Below are 23,919 nucleotides of genomic sequence, written 5' to 3'. Positions count from 1 at the left end.
TTATCCGTCCTTGTGCCGGCGTGCCATCCGTTGGCCCAATGCCAAGCGTAGACGCACAGGCATGGCCCCGAGCAGGCGCAACACGAAGGTGAACATGCCAGGGAAGGTGATTTCCAGTGGGCGCCGTGGCAGGCGCCGGGCGATGTGTGCAGCGGCGCGCTGCGCTGACCACAACTGCGGCATGGGGAAGTCGTTGCGCCGGGTCAGCGGTGTGTCGACAAAGCCCGGGCTGACCAGGGTGACATCGATGCCCTCATGGGCCAGGTCGATGCGCAGCGATTCCACCAGGTAGCGCACCGCCGCCTTGGAGGCACCATAGGCGCCGGCGCGGGGCAGGGCCAGCCAGCTCACCGAGCTGCCCACCACCACCAGGTGCGGCTGGCGGCCGGCGCGCAGCAAGGGCAGGGCGGCTGCCAGGCAGTGGCTCAGGGCAAACACGTTGGTGCGCAGCACCCGCTCGACCAAGGCCGGGTCGAAATGCCCAGGCTCCAGGTACTCGCAAGTGCCGGCATTGAGGATCACGCAGTCCAGCGCGCCCCAGGCCTGCTGAATGTGCGCAACGATGTCGGCGACCTGCTGCGGCTGGTCGAGGTCGCCGACCGCCAGCAGCACCTGCCCGGGGTAGCGTTCGGCCAGGGGCGTCAGCCGCTCGGCGTGGCGCCCGCCCAAGGCCACCTGGTGGCCCTGTTCCAGCAGGCAGTGCGCCAGTGCCGCGCCAATGCCGCTGCTGGCGCCGGTCAGCCAGCAGCGGCTCACGCCAGCCGGCCCTTGAGCCAGCGAATGGCGCTGCCCATCAGCGGGATATGCTCGTACAGCAGGGCGCCGGCGTCGAAGTAGTCACGGTGGGCGTACACCCGCTGGCGCCATTGCAGGTGGCTGCAACCCTGCACCTCGATCGGCTGGCCGCCGCCCAGGCGCGGGTGTCGAAAGTGCAAGGTCCAGCGCAGGTAGCCTTGGCCTGGTGCCACTTCATCGGCGCCGCTGAAGCTGTAGCGGATGTTGTGCGCGTTGGCGTACAGCTGGGCGAAGTAGGCCTGCAGGGCGGCAAGGCCGTGAATGTAGTGCAGCGGGTCGCGAAAGACGATGTCTTCGCTGTACAGGCTGGCCAGCGTGTCGAGGTTGCCCGCGTTCAGCTGGGCGAAACGCTCGGCGAATTGCTGCAGGTAGACAGACATGGGCGGCTCCAGGTCATCTTGTACAAGCTTGGATTGTTGTACAGGTATACCTTGAAGCCTAAGTGTGAATCTGTACAAGTCAACGCGGTTGTACAGATTTATTTCGCAATAACGCTGTGCGGTTGCGGGCGGAACTGTATCGCCGGCAAGCCGGCTCCTACAGGCGAGCCTAACGCTTGTGGGACCGTGCACAGTCGATGAATCTGTCAATCAGAGGCGATTGCCCGCGCACCCTCGGGCGATGCGCAGTAAACTGCACGGCCCGTCGTGTTGTACGGGCCTTTCAACCGTGTAAATGCAGATTTTTTCAATGCTGATCCAACCCAGGACCCGTTACCGCTACCTCACTTGCGGTACCCGTGTGTCTTTTTATTTTGTTTGCCTTGCCACCAGCGCGCCGGCCTTCGCCGAGCAGCAGAGCTACACCCTCGACCCTGTGGCCGTTACCGGCACCTACGTGCCCACTTCGACCTTCGACACCCCGGCCTCGCTGGATGTGGTGAGCCAAGAGCAGATCAGCGACGGCCAGGTCGGGGTCAACTTGTCTGAAGCGCTGGGGCGGGTGCCTGGGGTGGTGGTGCAGAACCGCCAGAACTACGCCCAGGACCTGCAGGTATCCACCCGCGGCTACGGCGCCCGCTCGGCGTTCGGCATCCGTGGCATCAAGCTGCTCAGCGACGGCATCCCGGCCAGCACCCCGGACGGCCAGGGCCAGGCCGCCTCGCTGAACCTGGATGTGGCCGAACGCATCGAAGTGCTGCGCGGCCCGGCCTCGGCCATTTACGGCAGCAATGCCGGCGGCGTGGTCCAGATGTTCACCAAGGACGGCAGCGGGCCGGCGACCCTTGGCGCCGGCACCTTGTTCGGCAGCGACGGTTTCGTCAAAAACCACCTGTACGGCCAGGGCGGTAATGACCAGGCCGGCTTTGTGCTGGACGCCTCGCGCATGGACACCGACGGCTACCGCGACCACAGCGCCGCGCGCCGTGACCAGACCTTCGCCAAGGTACATGTGCGCCCCGACGACGACAGCCGGCTGGCGCTGACCTTCAGCACCCTTGAGCAGAACGGCACCCAGGACCCGCTGGGCCAGACCTGGGCCGGCTACAAGGCGGACCCGCGCTCGGTGAGCAGCCGCGCCGAGGAGTACAACACGCGCAAGAGCATCCACCACCAGCAGGTCGGCATGAACTACGAGCGCAACTTCGGCGAGGCCACGCTGCAGTTCAACCTGTATGCCGGGCAGCGCAGTGTCATCCAGTACCTGTCCATTCCCAAGGGCACGCCGCCCAACAACCGCGGTGGCGGCGTGGTCGACTTCGACCGCGAGTTCCACGGTGGCACGGTGCGCTGGGTACAGCCCATCACCGCAGCGCCGGGCTTGCTGACACTGACCTACGGCGTCGACTACGACCAGAGCCGCGACGACCGCCGCGGTTACCAGAACTACAGTGGCAACGTGCTGGGCGTGAAAGGCGAACTGCGCCGCGACGAAGTCGACACCGCCACCAGCCTGGACCCGTACGTGCAGGCCCATTGGGAGCTGGAGCGCTGGACCTTCGAGGCCGGGGTACGGCACAGCAGCATGGACATGGAGGTGGATGACCACTACCTGTCCAATGGCGATTCCAGCGGCTCGAAAACCTACCAGCGCACCACGCCGACGGCGTCGGTCATGTATGCCATTACACCTGACCTGAATGGCTACCTCAGCGTCGGCAAGGCCTTCGAAACCCCGACCCAGGCCGAAATGGCCTACGCCCCGGGGGCCAGCGAGGCATTCAACTTCGGCCTCAAGCCCGCTACCAGCACGCAGTACGAAGTGGGTTTGAAAATGCGCCTGGCCGAGCAGGCACGCTTGAACGTGGCGTTGTTCGAGATCCACACCGAGGACGAGATTGTGGTGGCTGGGTCCGATTCGGGCCGCACCAGCTACGACAACGGCGGCAAGACGCTGCGCCGTGGCCTGGAGGTCGGGTTGCAGGCGCCGTTGGCCGAGCAGTGGCAGCTGAACCTGGCCTACACCCACCTGGACGCAACGTACCAGGATGATGTGAACGCCACGATCGAGAAGGGTAACCGCCTGCCAGGCGTGCCCCGCGACAGCCTGTTCGGCGAGCTGGTGTGGCGGCCGGTGGCCGGGCTGAGTACTGCGCTGGAAGGGCAGTACCGCAGCCAGGTGTATGTGGAGGACAGCAACGACCAGAAGGCTGCGCCGGCGTATACGGTGTTCAACTGGCGGGCGCGGATGGAGCAGAAGCTTGAGCGCTTTACGCTGTATGAGATGGTGCGGGTGGATAACCTGCTGGACAAGCAGTACGTGGGGTCGGTGATTGTGGGGGATAGCAATGGCCGGTATTACGAGGCGGCGCCAGGCCGGTCGTGGTACGCCGGGGCTGGGGTTGAATACCGGTTTTAAATAGCCGCTGAGCACTTTGCGATATGAGGCGGCCCCTGTAGGAGCGGCCTTGTGTCGCGAAAGGGGCGCGCAGCGGCCCCAAGATATCGGCATCATGCAAAATTGTTGGGGCTGCTTCGCAGCCCTTTCGCGACACAAGGCCGCTCCTTGTACAGAGGCCGCGGTTCACAGCTTGCTTAAAAAGGGAACGGTACCAGCTGCGCCGGTACAAGACAGGGAATGTGGTAACCACCTTGAGTAAAAAACCAAAACGCAACCACCCCAAGCCGCAGCCTGCAAAACGTTCCGGCACCTGGGGCTTCACCTTGGTCGGCTGCCTGATGGCACTCTGTGCGCTGGCATCGACCTATAAATGGATCAACGACCTGGCCCGTGGCGTTCACCTTATCTACCTGCGGGGCGGCTCCTCTACGGTAGCCACCTTGGCCGATCAGCCGGGCCTGTACTGGATATCCATGGCCTGCTCGTTGCTGTTCGTGGGTTTTCTGCTGTTCATGTCCTGGTTATGCTTCTGGGCGGCCCGAACGTTGCGCGGGTGAAATCTCAAATGACCAGACAGGGAAATCGGCATGCGTAAAACCGCCACTCAACCCTTCACTATCGTCGGCACCACGCTGATCGCCGTAGGCGCCGCGTTCGCCGCTGTCGGCGCGTCAGGCCAGGCCGCGTTCGGTTACACCGCCGCTGGCCTGCTGCTACCGGGCGTGGTACTGCTGGTGCTCGGCGTGCGGGCAGGGCGGCGCTGAAAACCCCGCAGAAATTGCAGGCATATGCGGTACCTGTAGGAGCCGGCTTGCCGGCGATGAGGCCAGCGCAGGCAGCCAAGACAGTTGCTCCCACACAAACTGTGGGAGCGGCCGTGCCGGGTTCGGTCAGTTGTAAGCCTGATCGACGATGGCTTTCGCGCGGCTCAGCACCTCGGCTGACTTGAGCTTGTCATCGCGAAACACTGCGACGATCTGTGGGTTCTGCAGCAGGTCGGCGTTGGCGTCTTTGCGCTGCGCAAGCTGGCTGACCACGATATAGGCCTTGACCTTGCCCACAGTTGGCAGCTCGAGCTGGTCGAGGGCGGTATCGACTGCGCGCTTCACCGTATCGTGCCGCTGCTGTGGCGTGATGCCGGCAAAGAGGGTCGGGTGCGCGAGCTGTACCATCCCTGTGTAAAACGCAACCAGCAGATGCCGCTCTTCATCCTTGAGTTGCTGGCGGTTGGGCACCTGTGGGTTCAGCGCCGCGTACAGCGCTTCGCCTTCGCTCAGTTGTTGGGCGCTGAGCTTTGCCTTGAGCGCAGGCAACTCCGGGGCGCCGCCGCGTTCATCGAGAATCTTCAGCCACGCGTAACTGGTGCCGGGCTGGCCATGCTGCTGATAATGCTGGATCAGGGTCCTTTGCGCGTTGGCGTTACCGTGCAGCGCAGAGCGCTCCAGCCAGCGTTGGGCCAACGCCGGGTCCGCAGGGGTGGCTTCGTCGCCACGGCGGTAAACGAAGTACAGCCCAAACTCGGCGCACGAGTCATTCTGGCTGGCGGCGTAAGCCTGGTAATGGAAGGCCTTGCGCTCCACCTCGGGACCGTCGCCTTCTTCGAGGGAGACGTTGGTGGCCAGGAAGCATAGCGCACGCGTGTAGCTGGGCGCGGCCATGGCCAGGCAAGCCTTGGCTTCGGTGTAGTTTTGCTCGCCCTGCAAGGCTACCCCGACGCCATGGAGCATTTCTGCGTCCATCGCACGCTTGCAGTGGGCATTTTCTTCAACCGCCGGCAACAGCGTCTGCAAGTCGAGCTTGGGCAGCGTGTCGTTGAGCGGGACGGGTTGCGGGGCTGTTGGTGAGCATGCTGCGAGCATGGTGCACAGTGCCAGCGGCAGTGCGGCGAAGGCTTTCAATGGAAGGATCCCTGGTTTGCGATGGAGTGGATGTACGCAGGGATCGGCAAATGAGCTTGGCAGTATGACGAAGGGCCGCGATCCGTGCGGCTTGAGGCCCCGGTCAGCGTGAAGTGCCTGGCTCGGGGTCAAAAGTGCCACTATTTTAATGGCGGATCGGTGTGACGCAACCCCGCGTCCAGAATATGACGTCAAAAAACCTCACGACCCCGTCACGTGGGAGCGGGCTTGCCCCGCGATAGCGCCGGCAAGTCAGACATCGGCGGGGCAGGGGCCGAGGAGCAGATTGCTCTCCCAGGCCATCTCAACCGGTTTTGTAATACCATGCCCGGCTTTCAAGGGAATGAGGCATCAACATGCGTGGCATCACCGTACTGCTGCTGTTATCGCTGCCCGTGGTTGCTTGGGGCGATTGCACGCAGCATCTGCAAAGCTGGGCGCAAACCCTGCACCCAACGCTGGCGCTCGATCGTGAACATGCGGTGTGCAAGGCCAACCCGGCAGATGCAAGCCAGGTGCTGGCGGCGTTACCTATGAAGGAGAGCGTCGATGAATACGGGCAGGGTGACTACGGGCTGGCTGTTGTGCTGGCCGATGCCGCCAGTGGCAAGATCCTTGCGCACAACTACGAGCCTGCAGCCATCGTTTCCGACGCGATGGCCTTCAACGACCTGAAACTGGACACCGCGCCTTATCAGCTTGCGCCCGGGCGCAGGGCATTTGGTGTGCGCGTGCACCGCACAGTGATGTCACGGGCCAACCCCGGCAGTGACGAGACGCTGAGCCTGTACCTGCAAGACGGCGCGCAGTTGCGGCGGCTGCTGGGGCATCTGGTGGTCAGCGAAAGCTATGCCGAGTGGCAAGGTTACTGCGCCGGCAAGCACAGCGAGACACTCCGCACAGTGGCTGTTGGCAAGCCTGGCAAGGAAGGGTTTGCCGACCTGCGGGTGACCGAGGTGTCGAGGGTAACGGTTAGCGTTGCCGCGGGTGAGGAAACCTGCGACGACACCGAGAAGCGCCAAAGGAAAGTGTTCAACTTCGCGTATGGCGCAAACCAGTATCGGTTGCCGAGGAAACTGACCGATCAGTAACGCAACCGCCGCTGCATCTGCTTCGCGGGGCTGCTCCCACAGGATCGTGTGAAGCCGGACTTGACGCTGCACTTGTGGGAAGCGGCCTTGTGTCGCGATGGGCTGCAAAGCAGCCCCATCCAGGCAACGCCGCTCTTAACTGAACAGCACAACCGGTCAATAACAATCTCAACGAGGCAAATAAAGCGATGGCCAGCCTCTCAACCCCGCATCCCCAGCTCCGCATCATCCATCAACGCCTTGGCCAGCGCGCTCAGGTAATGCGAAGCCCAAATCAACTCAGGCTTTTCATCCATCAGCCCGCTGATGGTCATTTCCCGCACATAGCCCATCAACTCCGAAGCCTGCTCCCGCGCATGCCGGCACGGTATGCCCGGCTCGATGCGAAACAGTGCAGCTGTATGGCCTTCACCCTGGAAGAACCGCGTCTTGCCCACGGTGGTGTATTCAGTCGTTTGCTCGTGACTCATGGTTCTACTCCCTGAACATCAAGGGCCCAGGCTGGCGCCGAGAAAGGACTGGTCTCACACAATCCCCTGTGCCGCTGCCAGCGCCTATGCAGGAGCCAGCATGCTGGCAATGACGCCAGCCCAGGCAACACAAAAACCTACGGGTTAATGCCGCGCACCCGGCTCAGCCGGCATCTGCACCTGGATCAAGGCTGACTCCAGTAGCACGCGCAGTGACTCGAGCTCGTGGGTGGACGCCAGTATCAAGGTCGAGGCGGGCGATCTGGGCTGTAGCTGGATCGCCTGGTGCGAAACGGCCAAGGCGCAGCGTGCGTACTCGGAGGCCTGGATGAGGGTGTCTTCGAGGGTAGGGGGGTAGAGGTGGGGTGGGTCGGGGACGATCTTTAGCATTCCTATATCTCCAATGGGGCCACGCCGCGCCGCTGTCAAACGGGTTGGGTGGCTGCTGTGCGTGGGTTGACAGACCGGCGGATATAGGAAGTTCCGGCGCACGCAAGCGTGCCCCACGCACAGCGGCCATGAAGGCGCTGCAGTCCATATATACCGTCGCGGCCTGTCAAAGCCGTGTCGCTGATGTGGCGACAGGGGGAGACTAGAGGTGGAGCAGGGCGGCTGCAACGGAAAATGGGCGGTGGGAGTATGTTTGGGAAATGGACTACAAGGAAGGTGTTAAGTCTGATTTTTTGAGCGGTGCGCCTGCCTGTCGCGCCCGAGCTGCTAGTTTCATGCTTCGGTTTGGCCATTCTGCGTGTTATGTCGGTTGGCGGTCTGCTGGGGCTCGGAGTTCAATTCCTTGAAGGCCAAGCTTTCAGGTCCTGAAATTTTGTCTACGCTTTGATTCGGCTTGCGCAGAGGTGTCTGCAACTTTGTCACCCCTAAAGGGGCGTTTGCCGAATCGAGAAGAACTTGTTCGCGAGCGGTATGCTGCTGTCATTGCAGGTGTCCTCACGATAAAGCAGGAAAGGTGTTGCGCTATGAGGACCGCGGGCAAACTGGAAGGGCATGATGTCATTTTGCCGGTTCGGCTCTTCTTAAAACGTCGGGGGCGGTGTAGCATCGGACCCGATGCAGCGCTAGCTGCATAGAGCGAAACAGCAAGGCCTGATTTTCGTCCACTTCGTTGAATAGAACTCCAAGCAGGGATGCAGCAAGATGCCAACCGGCAGACCGATCATAATTGGAGTTAATCCGCGAGAAGCGAATCTCAAGCGCAAAGTGCGAGAGCATTTGCAGCAACTCGGTTTCACAAGAACCCAGGAGGGTGCCCTGTGCCCACCTGGAAAGGGTAAGGAAGCAATTCGTGCCTTGCACGGCGCCCAGCGCGAAGAGCGGCTAAACGCAAGCGATCGCTTTATCGCGCGCAGCAGTGCCAAACTGATGCCATTCTTTGCGAATGGCGGCGAGGTTGTACCCGAAAAGATTTCCCCAGTACTCGAACGCGTGTCGTCCGACACGTGGCAAAGTGAGTTGTTTCGGCTGGCGTCATTGTCGTGGTCCGTCCCGGTGTCTAACGGTTTTGGCAGACGCCTGCGTTACCTTGTCTGGGACCAGGCGAATGGCAAGCTGATGGGGTTGATTGCCGTAGGTGATCCGGTTTTCAACCTTGGCGTCAGAGACAAATTCATCGGTTGGGACACTGCGGACAGGGCGGCCCGATTGGTCAACTTGATGGATGCCTATGTGCTTGGCGCGGTCCCACCTTACAACGCATTATTAGGCGGTAAGCTGGTTGCTTGCCTGCTCCGCAGTCGGGACATTTATGATGATTTTGCCAGTGCCTACGGCGGCTCTACGGGCATCATCTCGCAGACCGAAAAAAAAGCGCGTTTGCTGGCAGTCGTGACGACCTCGTCGATGGGGCGTTCTGCGGTTTACAACCGATTGAAACTGGATGGCACGGAGTACCTCAAGTCCATTGGCTTTACCGGTGGCTGGGGACATTTTCACATACCCGACTGGCTGTTTATTGAGCTTCGAGACTATCTCCGTGAGCTGGACCATCAGTATGCCGACCAACATGCCTTCGGCCAGGGCCCTAATTGGCGCTTGCGCACCACGCGAGCAGCACTGAAGGCACTGGGTTTCAAGGATGATCTGATGCGCCACGGTATCCAGCGTGAAGTCTTCATCAGCCAACTGGCTGGCAACGCCGCAAAACTCCTGCAGGGCGGCAGTGGAAAGCCGGATACCCAATCGCTGTTGTCGGTGGGGGAAATTGGTGAGCTAGCACTGAATCGATGGGTGATTCCCCGTTCAAGGAACAGGCCCGAATTTCGCCATTGGAACTCGACAGATCTCATTGACCTGTACGGCAGCCAGGCGCGGCATTTTTCCGCCCCCAGCCACAGCGTTTCGGGTCGCACTGCATTGTCGCTTTGCGCGGTTTAATGCGAAGGGTATGAGCGATGGATTGCGCCATAGATCCGGTCACAAATAAAACGGTTACCGCCGATATCGCATTACGCACCGTTCGTTATATTTGTTCGTACTGTCGAAAGCGGGTCGGACTCCGTTCGGGGCCATCGCGAAAAAACTACTTTGCCCATTGGCGTGGTGTGTCCTCCAGTTCCTGCGCCTATTTCATGTCGGGATCGTTGAGTCACGTCAGTCAGGACAAGGTTCAACTATCGCCAACGCGACAGATGGACCTGCGCCTGCTGATCAAAAAGGGGCAGAGCGCCGGTGCGTGGTGGCTTGAATTGGTCTTGCCCCCCTGTCGAGCGTGTCATGCCTCCGTCAAGCTCGATGTCGGTGGCAGGGTACAAAAGCTCGATATGCGCGGGATGAGTTCAGGCTTTAGGGTCATGGCCGAGCCCACTAAGAACGACTACCGGATCATGTCCTTCGAAGGCAAACCGGACCCTTCGTTTGTCGCGGGCGTTGCGCGGACGTGCCCGGGTCTACCGGCACTGGGGGCGGCCGCATTCACCGCCATTGGTCGAGGCACTGAAACTGGGTTTCCCCGCGCCCAATCACTGAATCGCGGCGAAACCTATGCCCTGGTATGGGCGGCATCAGAGAACCCGCAATTCCATGAAGAACTTGTGGTGGACTGGCTTAAGCCGCGACAGGGCTGGAATTTAGCTCTGGTCAGCGTGCCAGAAGCCCCCTCAGATGCCTGCATCAGTTGGCTGGAAGCCTTTACCCAACTGAGGGTGATGCCGGCGGCACCGGCGATCACCACCATCTGGCCGTTTCTAAGTCGCAACGCGAGCATCAATACGGTTGAGTACATCGAGTGCGACGCGATCATCCTGGCTGCTCATAGGATGCCAGGTGGGCCGCATGACAGCGGGCCAACCTTACAAGCTGTCAATCAGCATGACCGCATTGCCGCAACAGCCCCTGATCGATCACCTGCGCTCTTCACCGTGATACGCGCTGGAAGCGACGAATTCAGGGTCGGCAAGAGCGGCTTCCCGGATGTCGACAAGTTTTATTCAAAGAGCACATCGTTGGGACGAAGCTTTGAACACCCGACGGTGGACCTGCACTTCACTGACGAGCATGGCGAACGTCTCGTTGCCTCATTACACCGTCGGCAAATCCACTCCTATGTAATGGCCGCGCGAGCGCGGGAGCTGCATTTTGACTCCCTCACAATGCCGAGAGGTGCCAAAGGCACACTGGAAGTTGTCTCAGCCAGTGGGCATAAGGAATACCACCGACTGACGTCTAGCGAGGTGCTGGCTAACCACGCACCACAGGCATGCCAATTGCCATCGGCACTCAATAGCCTGCTCAAACACTATCTTGCCGACCCGCAGTTCCAACTTTATTTGGATTTTGGCGGATTAGGCCGGCTGGCCATCGGTGCCACCCAGCCGTTGACCAACCCCACGCCCGTGTTGTCGCTCGAGCGGTCCTTGCGCTTGCGCCTGCTGAGCTTTCTATCCCAACTAAACGTTGCTGGGGTAACCGCACTCTCTGGCAGTGATCAGGCACTGGTCAGCGCGTTTGGCGCTTCAGTGCCCAGGCCGGAATTGCTCCCTCACTACCGTCAACTGGCGGCTGCAGTGCGCGCCTGTGGATTTGACCTTCGATATTCAGGAAATGGGGTCTTGCGATGAGTTATCTGTACAGCCAAGAAGCACGAGAGCGGATTTCGGCGTTCGGAGTCACGATGATTGCCGAATTCGTCGAAGAGGTACCCCATGCCTTTCGCAAGTCGTTCTTCGACCGTAAAACCGCAATCCCTGGGTTTAGGCGCGGATCCACGCCGGAATTCAAGGAGAAACAACGCCGCTTGATCGGGCACCTGGTGCACCCTCAGCCGGGTCAGAAAGGGGAGGCAGACTGGCAAGCGTTTGCCAGCCTGTGGGTGGCGTGGGCAAAGAGCCGGTTGGACAACGCATTTCCCACTGCAGACAAGACCTCCCCACCGGCGGATACAGGCGCTGATTTTTTCAAACGGTTAGCCGATTTGTACCCGGACGCTTCTCGGGAAACGGTCGAACGGCTGGCCGCATACAGCTGTTTCGCCGAAGACTCGGCGATGCAGACCGTCCTGAGCAGCTTTCATCCGGCGTCCACCCTAGCCAGGGACCGGATGATCGATGGCTTGCCGGGGCGTTTAGATAAAATCGAAGGTTACTTTGAACTGGCCGAAACAGCGGCTGAAGAGACCGCTGAGCGCATTGACCAACTGGAGGGAAGTGCCGCTGCATCGACCGAAAGGCTTGAGCAATTGGCGGGTAAATTCTCTGATCTTGACCGTGATGTCGAAGCATTGCGTGTTGCATTGCTCAGTGCCACTGACCGCTGGCAGCAACTGAGCGAGCTCGCGCAGTCAACGGCCAAGTCGCAGCAAGAGATGTCCGCAGCGTTGGCGCGCTCTGAGCTCCATGACGAGCACATGTCGGCAGCGGTGGACTCCCTCGCAGTTCAAGTCGCCGACCTGGCGGCTGAGCGCCCGCAGCTTTTAGCGCTTGAAGAAGCACTGAGCGCCCTCACTGGGCGAATTCCCGACTGGGAGGTCTCGGCCGTCACCCTAGCGGCGTTGCACGAACGCCTCGACAACCTTGATTTGCGGGCTACCAGTCCCCGTCACGAAACCAGTGGGCACGCACGCATACGCTTGATCGAGAACGAAGCAACCGGTCCGTTTGTTGAGGTCGGTTCTGTCGATGTTGCCTGTGGAGTCATTGCCAACAACCTTCAGGCATGCGGTGTTGTGAAGAACGATGCCAAGCGTTACGCACGGCTTATCCTGGCAGCGGTCATTGCCGGCCAGTTGATCCAGTTCAAAGGGTCAACGGCTGACTTAATGGCCGATGCCGTAGCAGCTGCCGTAGGCGGGGCGATCTTCCATGAGTGGCGGGTTCCCGTCGGGCTTCTGTCGGAGGATGCCGCGACCGACTGCCTCGAGGCCGTGAGCGAGTCGTCTGGATGCCTGTTGCTCAAGGGGGCCAACCGGTCTGCGTTTGAGGTATATGGCAGTGCCATCCGCGATCTTGTGGCGCGTCGCCAGTTCAGCCTGATGGCGGATGCGCGCCTGGTGCTGATTGCGTCATGGACTCAAGGACCTGCGGCATTCCCAGACGGTGGAACGCTGTCCGAGCTCGGGCCCGTGTTTGACACAGATGAATTCGCTATGCGCGGGTTATCCGCCCAGGTGCCGCTGATGCAGTTTGGCCACCTGGCTGCGGATGGCTGGAAAGCCTTGCACGATCCCGAGGAAGGTACGCTATTGGCGTTGCCGAGCTCGTTGAGGGAGCGCCTTAAGCAGGTGGACTTTGTTCCAGGGAATTTGTGGCTACGGGTAGCTGACCGGGCGTACGCCGAACTGCGACTCCTATCACCAGGCCCGGCGGAGCAAGCGCTTCACGCCGTGATGAAGCAGTGGGCACTGCCTTGGGCGCAATCACTTGGGGGGCCGCTCGAGGCACTTAAGGGTAGCGCCGCTGAGCTCCTGAGCGAAATTGATGCGCAGGCTGCCCAAGTGGAGCCTGTGGAGTGAAGTGGCTAGGAAGCCATCTTGATGCCGCTCGGGAAACCCTGGCAGCCGGTTTGGGCTGTACCAGTGACGGTGAAGGGTTAAGGATCGCCGCAGTAGCTGAGTGCCTGCGTGCTGCATCCTATCTGTGCTCTGCACCCCGTACTGATCGGGACGCTTGGATGCCGGCATCCACGCTCAGTTTGACGAGCCTAGTTCGTCGGCGACTGACCCCCCTGTGGCCGGCGCTCGACGACGAGCAAGCAACTGAACCAGGTGTCAAAACGATTCTGGAAGACCTTGGGGAGTTGGGGGATCTGGTCCGACTCGAAGGCGGACGTTGGCTAATCCCTCCGCCTCGGGCGATCAACCTTGGAGGCACGCTGGCCGTGATCACCGGCGGTGGGCCTGCACAAACCTTTCCCTGGTCCATAACGATGCGCGGTGCTGGAAGGCTCAGACTGGCTGAGGTTGATGCCTGCGCAGGACGTATCGACGTCTGGGAGCCACAGGAATGGATCGGCGCGCCGCTCGAAGGATTGCAGGCGTGGTCGACCCAGTTACTGACGAGCGCCAAGGCGCAACTGAAACCTGCGACGAATGCGCTTGCAAACGTTTCAATTCGCGCCAGTGGCAAATGGATGGCACTGCCTGCCTGCGCGACCGCCGAAGGTCTCTTTCTCGCCAGATGCCGCACGGGTCCACGTTTCGAGTACTTCGTGGCCCAGGTGTCGGGCGGGCATCTGCGGCAGATCACCGGAGTGCGACCGGGGCAGGCGAGGCGCTTGCAGTTTTACCTCGACGCACAAGCCGGTCATCCCATGATAGTTCGAGCGTATGTGTCGCCAACACAGGTTCGGCTACGCCTGCACCGTTACTTGCCGCGGGAGGAAACACGCGCGCTGCTGCTGGGCTGGCAAATGCCGTCGCCTGGCGGCACAGGGGCGATTGATTATTCGATACCGCGTGAGATGTTTCCGCTCGTGCGCCAAGCGCTTGCCGGGCTACACGTGGACGTGACTGAACGCCAGATTGCAGAGGGAAGACCGTAATGGGAGGAATTTCGATGAATGAAGCATCGGGTGTTCACGAGACAGCGAAAAGTTTGGCCGAAAGCCTTCGACAGTACATCGAAGCGCAATACCATATTCGTGATGAAGGGCTCGTCCGAGAGCGTCATGCTCTGCTGCTGCGCCCTGAAACTATTGTCCAGACGCCCTATGTGGAAGCGACGGCAGTCTACAAAGTAGGCGATCCGTTCGCGCAACTCGCCATTCCGAAGATTGCCTCCGATACGCTCACCCAGTTGTCGCACATGGGACTTGGGCTATACCCGCGTCCCTACGAGCACCAATCGCAAGCGCTTACTGCGTTTTTAGGTGCCGAGACTGCGGACCTGGTGGTTGCAACGGGTACCGGCTCCGGCAAAACCGAAAGTTTCCTTATGCCGATCATTGGTCAATTGGCGATCGAGGGGCAGGACCGGCCTCAGTCAGCGCAGTTGCCGGGTTGCCGGGCCCTGTTGCTCTACCCCATGAACGCCTTGGTCAATGATCAATTGGCGCGGATCCGTCGCCTCATTGGCAATACTGAAGCTTCGTCGATATTGACGCAAAACCGTTCACAGCCGATCCGTTTCGGTAGCTATACCGGGCGCACCCCATACCCGGGTGAGCGCTCCAAAAAGCGCGACGAGCGCTTTATCGAGCCATTGTTTGAAGAGTTCTATAACAAAGTGGCCGTGAAGCCTGCGGTGAAAGACGAACTGGTCAGGATCGGACGTTGGCCGAGCAAGGATCTGGAGGGGTTTTATGGCGCCACGGCCATTGAGACCAAAACCTACTCCTCAGGCAAGAAGAAGGGCGAGAATTTCACCAAAAAGCATTGGGACGGCCGACTTCAGACTCAGTCAACTGACCGCGAGATGATGACGCGCCATGAAATGCAGGCGCGCTGTCCCGAGCTGTTGATCACTAACTACTCCATGCTCGAATACATGCTCATGCGACCGATTGAGCGCGATATATTCGATCAGACGAAGGCTTGGCTCAAAGCGGACCCGCGCAACGAGTTTATCCTGGTTCTGGACGAGGCCCATATGTACAGGGGGGCCGGTGGAGCCGAGGTGGCTCTGTTGATCCGGCGCCTCTGCGCGCGACTCGACATTCCCCGAGAACGCATGCGCTGCATCATGACCAGTGCGAGTCTGGGCCCCGCAGAGACCGCCGCAGTCGATGGCGAGCGTTTTGCGCGGGATTTGACGGGGCTGGCCGACACATCGCCGAGACGCGTCAGGGTGATCCAGGGAACTCCAGAGCAACGTTGTGTAGCACAGGCAGCGCCAGTGGCACAGCTCGAGGCATTGGCCGATTTCAATCTGGCCGATTTTCAACGCTCGGCCGAGGACCTACACGCAGCGACTGAAGCGGCAGCGCAGTTCGCCCATCGGCTTGGCTGGAGCCAACCGCCGCACGGGGATCATGCTGCGTTTCGCAACTGGTTGTTCGAGCATCTCACGGGGTTTGAACCGCTGGAGAACTTGATCACCGCAGTATCGGGCCGTGCGGTTAGGCTAGACGATCTGAGTCATCAGCTGTTTGGCGAACACCCCTCGGTCGATGCGGAAAAAGCCACCGACGCGCTCTTGGCACTGGGTAGCTACGCGCAGCGGAGCACGGATGGCCGCGTGTTGCTGCCGACACGCCTGCACCTCTTCCATCGCGGATTGCCAGGCTTGTTCGCGTGCGTGAATCCTGCCTGCTCCCAGCGCTTAGGCCATCATGACGGGCCCACCATCTTGGGCCGTCTGCATACCAAACCGTCAACCCAGTGTGGCTGCGAGGCCAACGGTCGCGTGTATGAACTGCTCACGCATCGTGACTGCGGAGCCGCTTTTCTACGTGGCTTCGTAAACGAGGATCAGGACTTCGTTTGGCACCAGCCCAGCGGCCCGTTGTCCGACGGCGCGGTTGCAACGCTGATGCCGATCGAGTTATGCGTCGAGGACGCCACCCATCCTCGCAGTCGACATATCGAGAAGTGGCTACATATGGCCAGTGGCAAACTCTTAACTGAACAACCGAGCGACGAAACCGGGTTCCGCAGGGTCCGAGTGCCGGACAAGGCAGCAGAAGCTGGCAATCTGACTTTCGATCACTGCCCGGTCTGTACCCGTAAGATCAAAACTGCCAAAGATGCGCCATCAAAAATCATGGATCATCTTACCAAGGGTGAGGCGCCGTTCACTGCGCTCGTCCGGACGCAAATGGCGAAACAACCCGCCAGTCGAGCCAAAGATAAACGGCACCCGAACGCCGGACGCAAGGTGCTGATTTTCTCAGATGGTCGGCAAAAGGCCGCTCGGCTAGCACGTGATATCCCACGTGATATCGAACTCGACGTGTTTCGACAGGCTGTCGCATTGGCTTGTCACAAGCTCAAGGGTTTAGGAAAGGCCGCCAAACCCACGGGCTTACTCTACCTAGCCTTCCTCTCCGTGTTGACCGACCACGACCTACCGATATTCGATGGCGGAGATTCGAGAAGAGTCGAGAATGCACGCAAATTGTTTGATGACAATTATGATTCCGACCTCGCCGAAGCCATTGGAGAAAGCTTTACGCCACAGGAGCTACCGGCGCGCTACCAGATTGCCCTTCTGAAACTTCTTTGTGGCAACTATTACTCACTGACGGGGACCATGGTTGGCTTCGTAGAGCCAACCGCCCAGAAATTGCGAAAGCTTATCCAGCACTTGTCGACGGCCGGGGTCGTGATCAGCGATGGGAATCTCCGTGAATTGGCGGTAGGGTGGATTGACTCCATGTTGCAGGAGTATGCCTTCGACAAATCCATTGAACCGGTCTACCGCTGGAAAGCAGCTGGTTATGCCAACTCGGCTTGGGGCAGCAACGGTCAGTTCGGAAAACCTCTGAAGGAGAGCCTGGCTGCCCATTTCGGCTGGTCAAGTGAGACTGTGCAGCGGGTTGAAGCGATCTTCAGAGATCAATTGGCGGAAGAATGCGAAGGTGCCTGGTTCCTGGTGCCTGACTCTTTAGCTGTTGTTGTCGACTTAGCCCACTGTTGGGCGCAATGCGCTGACTGCACTGCGCTGATGCCCTTCGCCTTGGCGGGCAAGGTTTGTCTGGCGTGCGGCAGCGACGCGGCGTCATCCCTCGATCCGAAGAACAGCGACTATGTTACAGCGCGTAAAAACTTCTGGCGGCTTCCAGTGGCCAGAGCCCTAGCGCCAGGCGCAGAGCTGTCCAACATGAGCGTCGAAGAACATACCGCACAATTGTCGAACCGTGACCGTAGCCGAGTACATGCGACTACAGAGCTCTATGAGATGCGGTTCCAGGACGTGCTGATTGAAGATCGAGATCGCCCGATTGACGTACTCAGTTGTACAACAACTATGGAGGTAGGCGTCGACATCGGCTCGCTGGTCGCCGTAGCACTGCGAAACGTTCCTCCGCAGCGGGAAAACTACCAACAGCGCGCCGGGCGGGCAGGGCGCCGTGGTTCGTCGGTTTCAACCGTAGTCACCTACTCACAGAATGGTCCGCATGACAGCCACTACTTCTTGAACCCGGAACGTATCGTGGCCGGCCCGCCTCGTACACCGGAGGTCAAGATCGATAATGCGAAAATCGCCCGCCGACATATTCACGCGTACCTGATCCAGACTTTTTTCCATGAATTCATGGCGCAATGCACCGATGCGGCGACCGACAAAAACGCGTCACTGCTCAAAGCACTGGGACCGACTGAAGATTTCTTCTGCGGCAGCGAGCAAACCGGCCCCACTTTGAAGAGCTTCGAAGCTTGGGTGGCACGCCGGGTGCTGGTCCCTGACGGCGATCTGCGCGAGTCCATTGTCGCTTGGCTACCGCCGGGGTTGGATACCCGCGGGCTTTCGTTGATGGAATGGCTGGCTAATACCAGCAAGGCCTTGCTTGTGGAGCTCAAGGAGCTGGGTACAACCATTGAGGCGACTATGACGCAAGAGGTTCTCGCCGAGCAAGACAATGAGGATGGCGAAAATCTCCCAGCCAGTGTCGAACAGGCGGAACTTTTGGAGTTCCTGTTCTTTCACGGATTGCTCCCAAGCTACGCGTTCCCGACCAGCCTTTGCAGCTTTCTCGTTGAAAAATTCAGCAAAAACACACGCGATGGTTGGGAAGTTCGCACGGTGCAACGCCCGCAACAGTCGATCACCAAAGCGCTGAGTGAGTACGCCCCTGGGCGCCTCATCGTGATTGACAAGAAGACCTATCGCTCAGGCGGTGTCTTTGCAGATCTACCAGCGGGTGTGGTAAATCGCGCCGGGCCTCTCTTCGAGAACAAAAAACCGCATACGCACTGTAAAGCGTGCTCATTTGTGCGCGACCCCAATCGTTCAGCTAAAGAGCCGATGACCTGTCCCGTCTGTGGCCAACAGTTGGTGACTGAGCAAATGATCGTGCCACAGGTGTTCGGGCCGGAGGGCGCTGATGATTTGCCGGAAAATGACCGTGAGCAGGAAATCACCTACGCGACGATGGCTCAGTTGCCGCAACCTGTCGATCCGGAAGTTTTCAGTTTTTCTGCCTGCGGCCCGTATGCAAGCTTCACCCATGCCATCGACCGCACGCTCGTCACCGTCAACCGAGGTAAGGAAGGCACAGGGGAAGGGGGCTTTTCAGTCTGTATGGAATGCGGCCATGCTTCGGTCTTTGATCAAGAAGCGAACTCGGGGCCACATGACCGACCCTACAAGCCACTAGGTCCAAAAGGAACGCCAAAAAAGTGCTCTGGCCAGTTCGCACGCGTATTATTAGGCCATCACTTCGACACAGACCTCCTGCTATTACGCCTCAAAGTCGCGGAGCCTATCGTGACCGATACGGTCAACGGGGTTGTGTTGCATATTCTCGAAGATGCTTTGCATTCTCTAGCCGAGGCCTTACGGCTAGCGGCCAGTCGGCATCGGCAACTGGATCTGGATCCTGCTGAATTTGGCTCTGGCTTTAGGATTGAGCCTGCGTTGCAGGATGGTGCCCGTATTCTGGATGTATTTTTGTACGACATGTTGTCAGGGGGCGCAGGGTATGCAGAGATTGTAGCGCGGCACATGGATGAGGTTTTGGACGCGACTCTTGAACTGTTGGAAAACTGCTCCTGCGAATCCTCCTGCACAGAATGCCTTAACCACTTCCACAACCAACACCTCCAACACCGCCTAGATCGGCAACTGGGCGCCATGCTCTTGCGTTACGCTGTAAGAGGAGAGGTTCCGGCGTGTTCATCGGCCACCAACCAGTTGGTAAAACTGGCTCAGCTTCGAGCAAGCCTCGAGTTAGCGGGATATTCCTGCAGGGTGGGACAGACTGCATCTGCGCCTTTGCTAGTCGAACGGCAGGGTAGAACGGTTGCAGTGAGCTGCTACCCAGGGCTTATCGATAGCGCAGAGCGTCAGCAACCCACCGCCGGCATAGCAGGCGCTCACGCGGTGATTGGATTGAACGACTACCTGCTACGCTCGGATCTCGTGACCGCTCAGTTGAAAATTCAAGGGCTTTTCAAAGCTTAGTTTCGGAGCTTGGCTACCCGGTCAGTGATCCCTTGCGTATCTGACCGGGTCTCTTTGAGGGGGGGACTGCCGAAGGAATCGAGTCTGGCGTCGCCCTGCGAGCAGAGACTCTCCTTGGTAGTACGTCCATCAGAAACTGGCAACTGAGCTCGGGATAGCGATCACAGAACACAGGGATAAGCCTGCGAGAGGGTCAAGTAGAACCGAGGGCGCAACCGGCCAAAAACATGGTGATATTGGCGGATTTACTTGCTCTGAATCACGTCCCAGGGCTACCTGGGACGTGGAGGTTGGTTCAGCCATTCGGGTAAACGCTTGTTTGCTATAGGAATGCGTCGCCGCGTTGGGGGGCGACCCCAAACGTAGCTACCAGAAGAGAAACGGCTGAAAGCCAATGCTCGTGTTGCCACTTCCATAGGCGAAGATCGTATTAGAGCTTATCGCAAGAAAGCCAGGCGCTTAAAAGCCGCCTGGCTTTCCTATTGATGACCTAAGCGAATTCAGTCGTGCGGTGCCGGGCTACGCATGTTCAGCAACAGGTGGTACACCGTGATGGACGCACCACCTCTGGTGCGAAAATCACGCATCACCCATAGATTGCTATTCGGCTGAGGCACCACGCTGGGCGTGGCATCAACAGATCGTTGGAAGCCGAAATACTCCAACCTGCCTACCAACTCGGCATAACCCCGAGTCAACGCTGTAAAGTCGCTCACGTCGCAGTAGGCTACGATGAACACCGGGCTCAGACACTCCTGATCATAACGGGCAACTTTGTTCAGGTGATCACGGATGACCGTCAAATCAAGGCTGAACAGGCGGAACGCCTCCACGATGGCCAGTCGTCGGTTCTTGCCATCGGTAATCACCCCATCTGCTTCGCCAGGGGACATTCCTGACCCAGACTCCCCCGCACGCTTTTGATCTCTCATGCCAATGCGGGCTTCCGCCATGCGCTTGTCAAACAGCGAAGTGAACCAATCGTTGATCAGGTCTTCATGGGTGATCCGACGATTAACTAGTGTGGAAGAGGGCGGCGCGTGCCACTGCAGATTCTTTTTGCGCAGGAGCAGTTCGCCGGCAACTTCAAGCACGCATTGCGCCAGAAACGTCTCGGTGCTGAGACCATTGCCCACCACTTCGACGTACTGTTGGAAATCCAACGCCAGTAGTTGCTGGTAGTCCCCCGCGAGCTGAGTCACGGTCCTACGTGAGTCGTGGGTCATCAATTGCATCATTTGACTCAGCGTAACCTGGGGTGGCGCTGCATTGGCCAACTCATCCATGAGCTGGGCGAAGCTGCCTGACTGAAGCGCCTGCGGGTTCAGTTCTCGGTAGCGGGTCGCTAGGTGCTGCGCGACCAGTACGTCGCCACGGCCAATGAGTGCTCGGCAATAGGGCCGAAGAATTTCCAACTGTGTGTGTTGGTGTTCTGAGAGCTGAGTCCAGAACGCATCAAGCTTAGGTGTATCGCCAAGCAGCGCGTAGGCCTCCAGTACGGTTGCCGCCCAGGCAGCACTCATGTCCGGTGGACGCAGATGGGCAATGCTGGCCAGGCAACTGCGCAGGGCCTGATTCAGTGTTACGCGATCGCTATCCTGACGGTAGATGTCGATTCGGCTTTGCAACAGGAGCAAACCGTGCGTGGCGTCTTGGGTTCTGCTGAAGAGCTCCGCCATGCTTCGCGCGCACCGACCGACATCGCTGTCGCGATACGCCGCTGCGATGATGTATTGGCGGAAATTTTGGCAGTCCTGGTGCAGTTTTCGCTCCGCCTCAGCGTCAGACACGGCCCTTAGTTCGTGTGGGACTTCCAGCGCTGCAGCCTTCTCGGCATAGGTAGCAGGCGCATGGCGCCATTGCTCCATCAACATGAGTAACTGCCATTTGAACTGGTAATTAGCCCAAGCCTTTTGGCTTTGAACGATCAACGGATTGCGCGTTTGGACAAATCGTTCGGCGCCGATGAAATTCTTCGCCGCCTGAATCAAGGTGCCGCCCAGTGCCAGCTCGCCTGAGTTCACCGCTGAGATAAAAGCTTCCTCGAGTGCCGTCAGGCCCATCTCTTCGGTTCGCGCGCCGTGGCGTTGTGCGATGGCCTGCTTCAACTGTTGTTGACGATGGAGCAGGGCGCAGTTTTCCACCAAGGTGAACAGCATATCCAGGGGGACCTGAGGTAGGCAGCGTTCTTGGAAGTCCGCAAAAAGCCCATCGGAAAAATGCCCGACATAGCGGCTAAACTGATCCCATACGCGGTCCCGTTCGCTCTGCAGTCCGGGGTGGAACAGCCAGAGCGTTCCCTCGCCTTGACCAAAGCCGAGCTCAATAACGATGCTGGCCACCCGGTGCATGACCCGCTGATGATCTTGCTCGCTGAGCTGGGGTGGTTGCATGGTCATTAATACCTGCAAGTACTGGCGTATCGCCCGGCCTACAGCAAAGCTATTGGCATCGGCAGAACTCAGGTGCGCGAGCCAGGAATGATGTTCATGAGAAAGACTGAGCCAGCGCGTCAGTCCCCCCTCTTCGGTGGTGCGCACCCAAGGCAGAAGCACATAGCAGTCCTCGGGTTCCAGTGTGCGGCTGGCCGTTGCAATGCTGTTCAAAAACTCGCTGGCATATGCTTCCAGGATCGCCGACCGTAACGCCGTCCTCGACGTGAGGGCAATACTCAGGGCCATCTGCTCCAACCGTTCTAGCAGCCAGAAAGCGATCAGGTACTTTTGCGGTTCAGCGGTTCTGTGGGACGCACAAGTTGCACTGGTGTGTAGCGAACCGGTGAACGCGTGACTGAGTTGCACGATCTGGCTTTCACTCAAGCCCTGGAGAAATGTGATCAGGAGTCGATATTCTGCTCGACTGGCAAAGGCGCTGATGGACCAATTGCATCTGCAGGCTAGATATTCAACCATCAGGCGCAGGCGTTCGCCGGCTTCGACCTCCAGCGCGATGGTGCGTCGGTACTCGCTGCAGAGGATTTGGTAATAGCCGCTGTCTAGGCTTTGCGCAACATCCCCCTCGATTGACTGCCGTTGGTGGTGCGAGTGATTTGCCAGAAAATACAGCGCCGCATCGCACGTCTCCGGTTTGGATAGAAGCAGCAACAGATAGGCCTTATTCCTGCTGAACTGCGGTAATGCCACCCATGCGAGGTACTTGAGAACTGGGCGTGATCGCGCCAGTTCCAGCAAACGCTCCGCGAAGCCCGTGGTGATCAATGCCGCGCCCTCCAGCCGCACCGTTTCATCAATGACCGTGAGCACGAGGCCCAGGTGAAAAAGCGGCATCCCGCGTCTGACGTGGCGGAGACGCTCACACGCCGCTACGAATTGCAGGGGCGAGGCATCGCAGGCGAACGCCGCTGGGTACTCTGCGGCTAGGGAGCTGAAGGTGGTGGCGGCTTGCGGGACTACGCAACGCGAGGTAGTGCGCACGCCTTCGGCGTCCACATGGATCTCAACACGCTCCTGAACCGGCCTAAGCAGCTGGGAGAGGCGGTCTTCGTTACACGTTTGACGCTGCAAGGTGGCCAGCGGTGCTGCGAGTGCGCGATCCGTTGCCAGGTGCTCGGTCAGTTGCTCGATGAACACCTGCCGCTCATCCACCGGCAGGTAGGCAACGTCGATCGACTGAACCCAATCCCGGCCAACGCACTGGCATTCCAGCCAGCGTTTGAACGCTTGTGGCGGTTCCATCTGGCTACGCAGCAGCAACCATAGCTGAGTACTTGCTGCCACTGGCAATCGACTGTCGCGGACTGGCCACCGACAGCCATCTGCATGATGTTCGAGATTTTTGAGCCATGCAGTGGCAGTTCGCTCTCCAAAAGAGGGCGTCAGTAATTGCAAGGCTTGATCGAATGGCAGGCTGTACTGCGGTTGCGCAAAGCCGGCATTGCCAGTGCGGATGTCACGTAGGATCCGCAGCACTTCGAGCATGGGCTGCAGCGTGAGGTCGAGCGCCTGTGCATCTTTGATCCAATCGCAATGGACGGAACACCAATCACCGTAAAACGCGATCAACCCCAACTCTTCCAACTGATCAATCGATACGTCCACGCGGACCCAACGGTAGGTCCCGTCTTGCATGGGCCAAGCTTGCTCGCCTGCCAACAACGCTTTGACACTGTCGCGACCGAGATTCGGGGTCGTGAGCGTGGCATGGGCGAGGAAGTGGCCGAGCATTTGCGCACTTGTATGCTCATTGTAGTCACGCGCAACCGCGCTCTGATGCGTCGCAGTGACTTCCGCCACCAGAGTGGCGAGCAACCGCCAATTGTCCGAGTAGTTTCGCATCTTCGCCGTGGTAACTCGTAGCAACGTAGTGGACGGCGCGTTCGCGGCGGGAGGGGCCTGAGTGCGCCGTGATGAGCCAG

General features: G+C 59.4%; 15 protein-coding genes. 9 read left to right on the top strand and 6 right to left on the bottom strand.

Translation table 11 applies throughout. The features are described 5' to 3' along the window. Together KSS94_RS13940 and KSS94_RS13935 are read right to left on the bottom strand one after the other, a co-directional pair. Positions 1–756: an SDR family NAD(P)-dependent oxidoreductase gene (locus KSS94_RS13940; protein WP_217838692.1), complete on the bottom strand. Its 756-nt coding sequence runs from the start codon at positions 754–756 to the stop codon at positions 1–3. Beyond that, the gene (locus KSS94_RS13935; RefSeq protein ID WP_217838691.1) at positions 753–1,175 is read right to left on the bottom strand and encodes a nuclear transport factor 2 family protein; all 423 of its coding nucleotides are present in this window, start codon (positions 1,173–1,175) and stop codon (positions 753–755) included. Before KSS94_RS13935 ends, KSS94_RS13940 begins: the two co-directional genes overlap by 4 nt. A gap of 310 nt (positions 1,176–1,485) precedes the next feature. On the opposite strand from KSS94_RS13935, the gene KSS94_RS13930 reads away from it, so the two are divergent. The 3 genes from KSS94_RS13930 to KSS94_RS13920 all read left to right on the top strand — a co-directional run bounded on the left by KSS94_RS13930 (position 1,486) and on the right by KSS94_RS13920 (position 4,340). Beyond that, a complete protein-coding gene (locus tag KSS94_RS13930; RefSeq protein WP_217838690.1) occupies positions 1,486–3,594 on the top strand; it encodes a TonB-dependent receptor family protein in 2,109 nt (702 codons plus the stop codon). A gap of 233 nt (positions 3,595–3,827) precedes the next feature. Continuing rightward, positions 3,828–4,133, top strand: a complete 306-nt coding sequence (locus tag KSS94_RS13925; protein WP_217838689.1) for a hypothetical protein — start codon at positions 3,828–3,830, stop codon at positions 4,131–4,133. Positions 4,134–4,163: 30 nt separating this feature from the next. Beyond that, positions 4,164–4,340 (top strand): hypothetical protein, encoded by a 177-nt coding sequence (locus tag KSS94_RS13920; protein ID WP_217838688.1) that lies wholly within the window; start codon positions 4,164–4,166, stop codon positions 4,338–4,340. A gap of 126 nt (positions 4,341–4,466) precedes the next feature. On the opposite strand, the gene KSS94_RS13915 is transcribed toward KSS94_RS13920, so the two are convergent. Continuing rightward, positions 4,467–5,474: an SEL1-like repeat protein gene (locus tag KSS94_RS13915; protein WP_217838687.1), complete on the bottom strand. Its 1,008-nt coding sequence runs from the start codon at positions 5,472–5,474 to the stop codon at positions 4,467–4,469. 356 nt (positions 5,475–5,830) lie between these two features. Between KSS94_RS13915 and KSS94_RS13910 the strand changes: the two genes are divergently transcribed. Beyond that, positions 5,831–6,565, top strand: coding sequence for a PA3715 family protein (locus KSS94_RS13910; protein ID WP_217838686.1), 735 nt, complete (start codon positions 5,831–5,833; stop codon positions 6,563–6,565). A gap of 200 nt (positions 6,566–6,765) precedes the next feature. Here the strand turns inward: KSS94_RS13910 and KSS94_RS13905 are convergent, their stop codons facing one another. After that, entirely contained in the window at positions 6,766–7,035 is a 270-nt protein-coding gene (locus KSS94_RS13905) for a DUF3077 domain-containing protein (RefSeq protein ID WP_217838685.1), read from the bottom strand. Between the two features lie 144 nt (positions 7,036–7,179). Then, positions 7,180–7,425, bottom strand: coding sequence for a hypothetical protein (locus KSS94_RS13900; protein ID WP_217838684.1), 246 nt, complete (start codon positions 7,423–7,425; stop codon positions 7,180–7,182). 762 nt (positions 7,426–8,187) lie between these two features. On the opposite strand from KSS94_RS13900, the gene KSS94_RS13895 reads away from it, so the two are divergent. From KSS94_RS13895 to KSS94_RS13875, 5 genes are all read left to right on the top strand, one after another. After that, positions 8,188–9,423: a Druantia anti-phage system protein DruA gene (locus KSS94_RS13895; RefSeq protein ID WP_217838683.1), complete on the top strand. Its 1,236-nt coding sequence runs from the start codon at positions 8,188–8,190 to the stop codon at positions 9,421–9,423. Positions 9,424–9,677: 254 nt separating this feature from the next. After that, positions 9,678–11,105, top strand: a complete 1,428-nt coding sequence (locus KSS94_RS13890; protein ID WP_217838682.1) for a hypothetical protein — start codon at positions 9,678–9,680, stop codon at positions 11,103–11,105. Beyond that, a complete protein-coding gene (locus KSS94_RS13885; RefSeq protein ID WP_217838681.1) occupies positions 11,102–12,994 on the top strand; it encodes a hypothetical protein in 1,893 nt (630 codons plus the stop codon). Before KSS94_RS13890 ends, KSS94_RS13885 begins: the two co-directional genes overlap by 4 nt. Before the next feature lie 158 nt (positions 12,995–13,152). Further along, the gene (gene druD, locus KSS94_RS13880) at positions 13,153–14,022 is read left to right on the top strand and encodes a Druantia-type antiviral defence protein DruD (protein ID WP_052196205.1); all 870 of its coding nucleotides are present in this window, start codon (positions 13,153–13,155) and stop codon (positions 14,020–14,022) included. Between the two features lie 14 nt (positions 14,023–14,036). After that, a complete protein-coding gene (locus KSS94_RS13875; protein WP_225935785.1) occupies positions 14,037–19,544 on the top strand; it encodes a DEAD/DEAH box helicase in 5,508 nt (1,835 codons plus the stop codon). 500 nt (positions 19,545–20,044) lie between these two features. Here the strand turns inward: KSS94_RS13875 and KSS94_RS13870 are convergent, their stop codons facing one another. Further along, positions 20,045–23,812 (bottom strand): hypothetical protein, encoded by a 3,768-nt coding sequence (locus tag KSS94_RS13870; protein WP_217838679.1) that lies wholly within the window; start codon positions 23,810–23,812, stop codon positions 20,045–20,047. Positions 23,813–23,919 lie beyond the last annotated feature (107 nt).

Origin of the sequence: Pseudomonas fakonensis (genome assembly GCF_019139895.1) — a bacterium.
Lineage (GTDB): Bacteria > Pseudomonadota > Gammaproteobacteria > Pseudomonadales > Pseudomonadaceae > Aquipseudomonas > Aquipseudomonas fakonensis.
This window is presented reverse-complemented; position numbering and strand designations above follow the sequence as displayed.

Coding starts and splice junctions, on each gene's coding strand:
- KSS94_RS13935 (WP_217838691.1), bottom strand. CDS start 1,175: ATGTCTGTCTACCTGCAGCAATTCGCCGAGCGTTTCGCCCAGCTGAAC.
- KSS94_RS13930 (WP_217838690.1), top strand. CDS start 1,486: ATGCTGATCCAACCCAGGACCCGTTACCGCTACCTCACTTGCGGTACC.
- KSS94_RS13920 (WP_217838688.1), top strand. CDS start 4,164: ATGCGTAAAACCGCCACTCAACCCTTCACTATCGTCGGCACCACGCTG.
- KSS94_RS13910 (WP_217838686.1), top strand. CDS start 5,831: ATGCGTGGCATCACCGTACTGCTGCTGTTATCGCTGCCCGTGGTTGCT.
- KSS94_RS13905 (WP_217838685.1), bottom strand. CDS start 7,035: ATGAGTCACGAGCAAACGACTGAATACACCACCGTGGGCAAGACGCGG.
- KSS94_RS13900 (WP_217838684.1), bottom strand. CDS start 7,425: ATGCTAAAGATCGTCCCCGACCCACCCCACCTCTACCCCCCTACCCTC.
- KSS94_RS13895 (WP_217838683.1), top strand. CDS start 8,188: ATGCCAACCGGCAGACCGATCATAATTGGAGTTAATCCGCGAGAAGCG.
- KSS94_RS13890 (WP_217838682.1), top strand. CDS start 9,678: ATGGACCTGCGCCTGCTGATCAAAAAGGGGCAGAGCGCCGGTGCGTGG.
- KSS94_RS13885 (WP_217838681.1), top strand. CDS start 11,102: ATGAGTTATCTGTACAGCCAAGAAGCACGAGAGCGGATTTCGGCGTTC.
- druD (WP_052196205.1), top strand. CDS start 13,153: ATGCCGGCATCCACGCTCAGTTTGACGAGCCTAGTTCGTCGGCGACTG.
- KSS94_RS13875 (WP_225935785.1), top strand. CDS start 14,037: ATGAATGAAGCATCGGGTGTTCACGAGACAGCGAAAAGTTTGGCCGAA.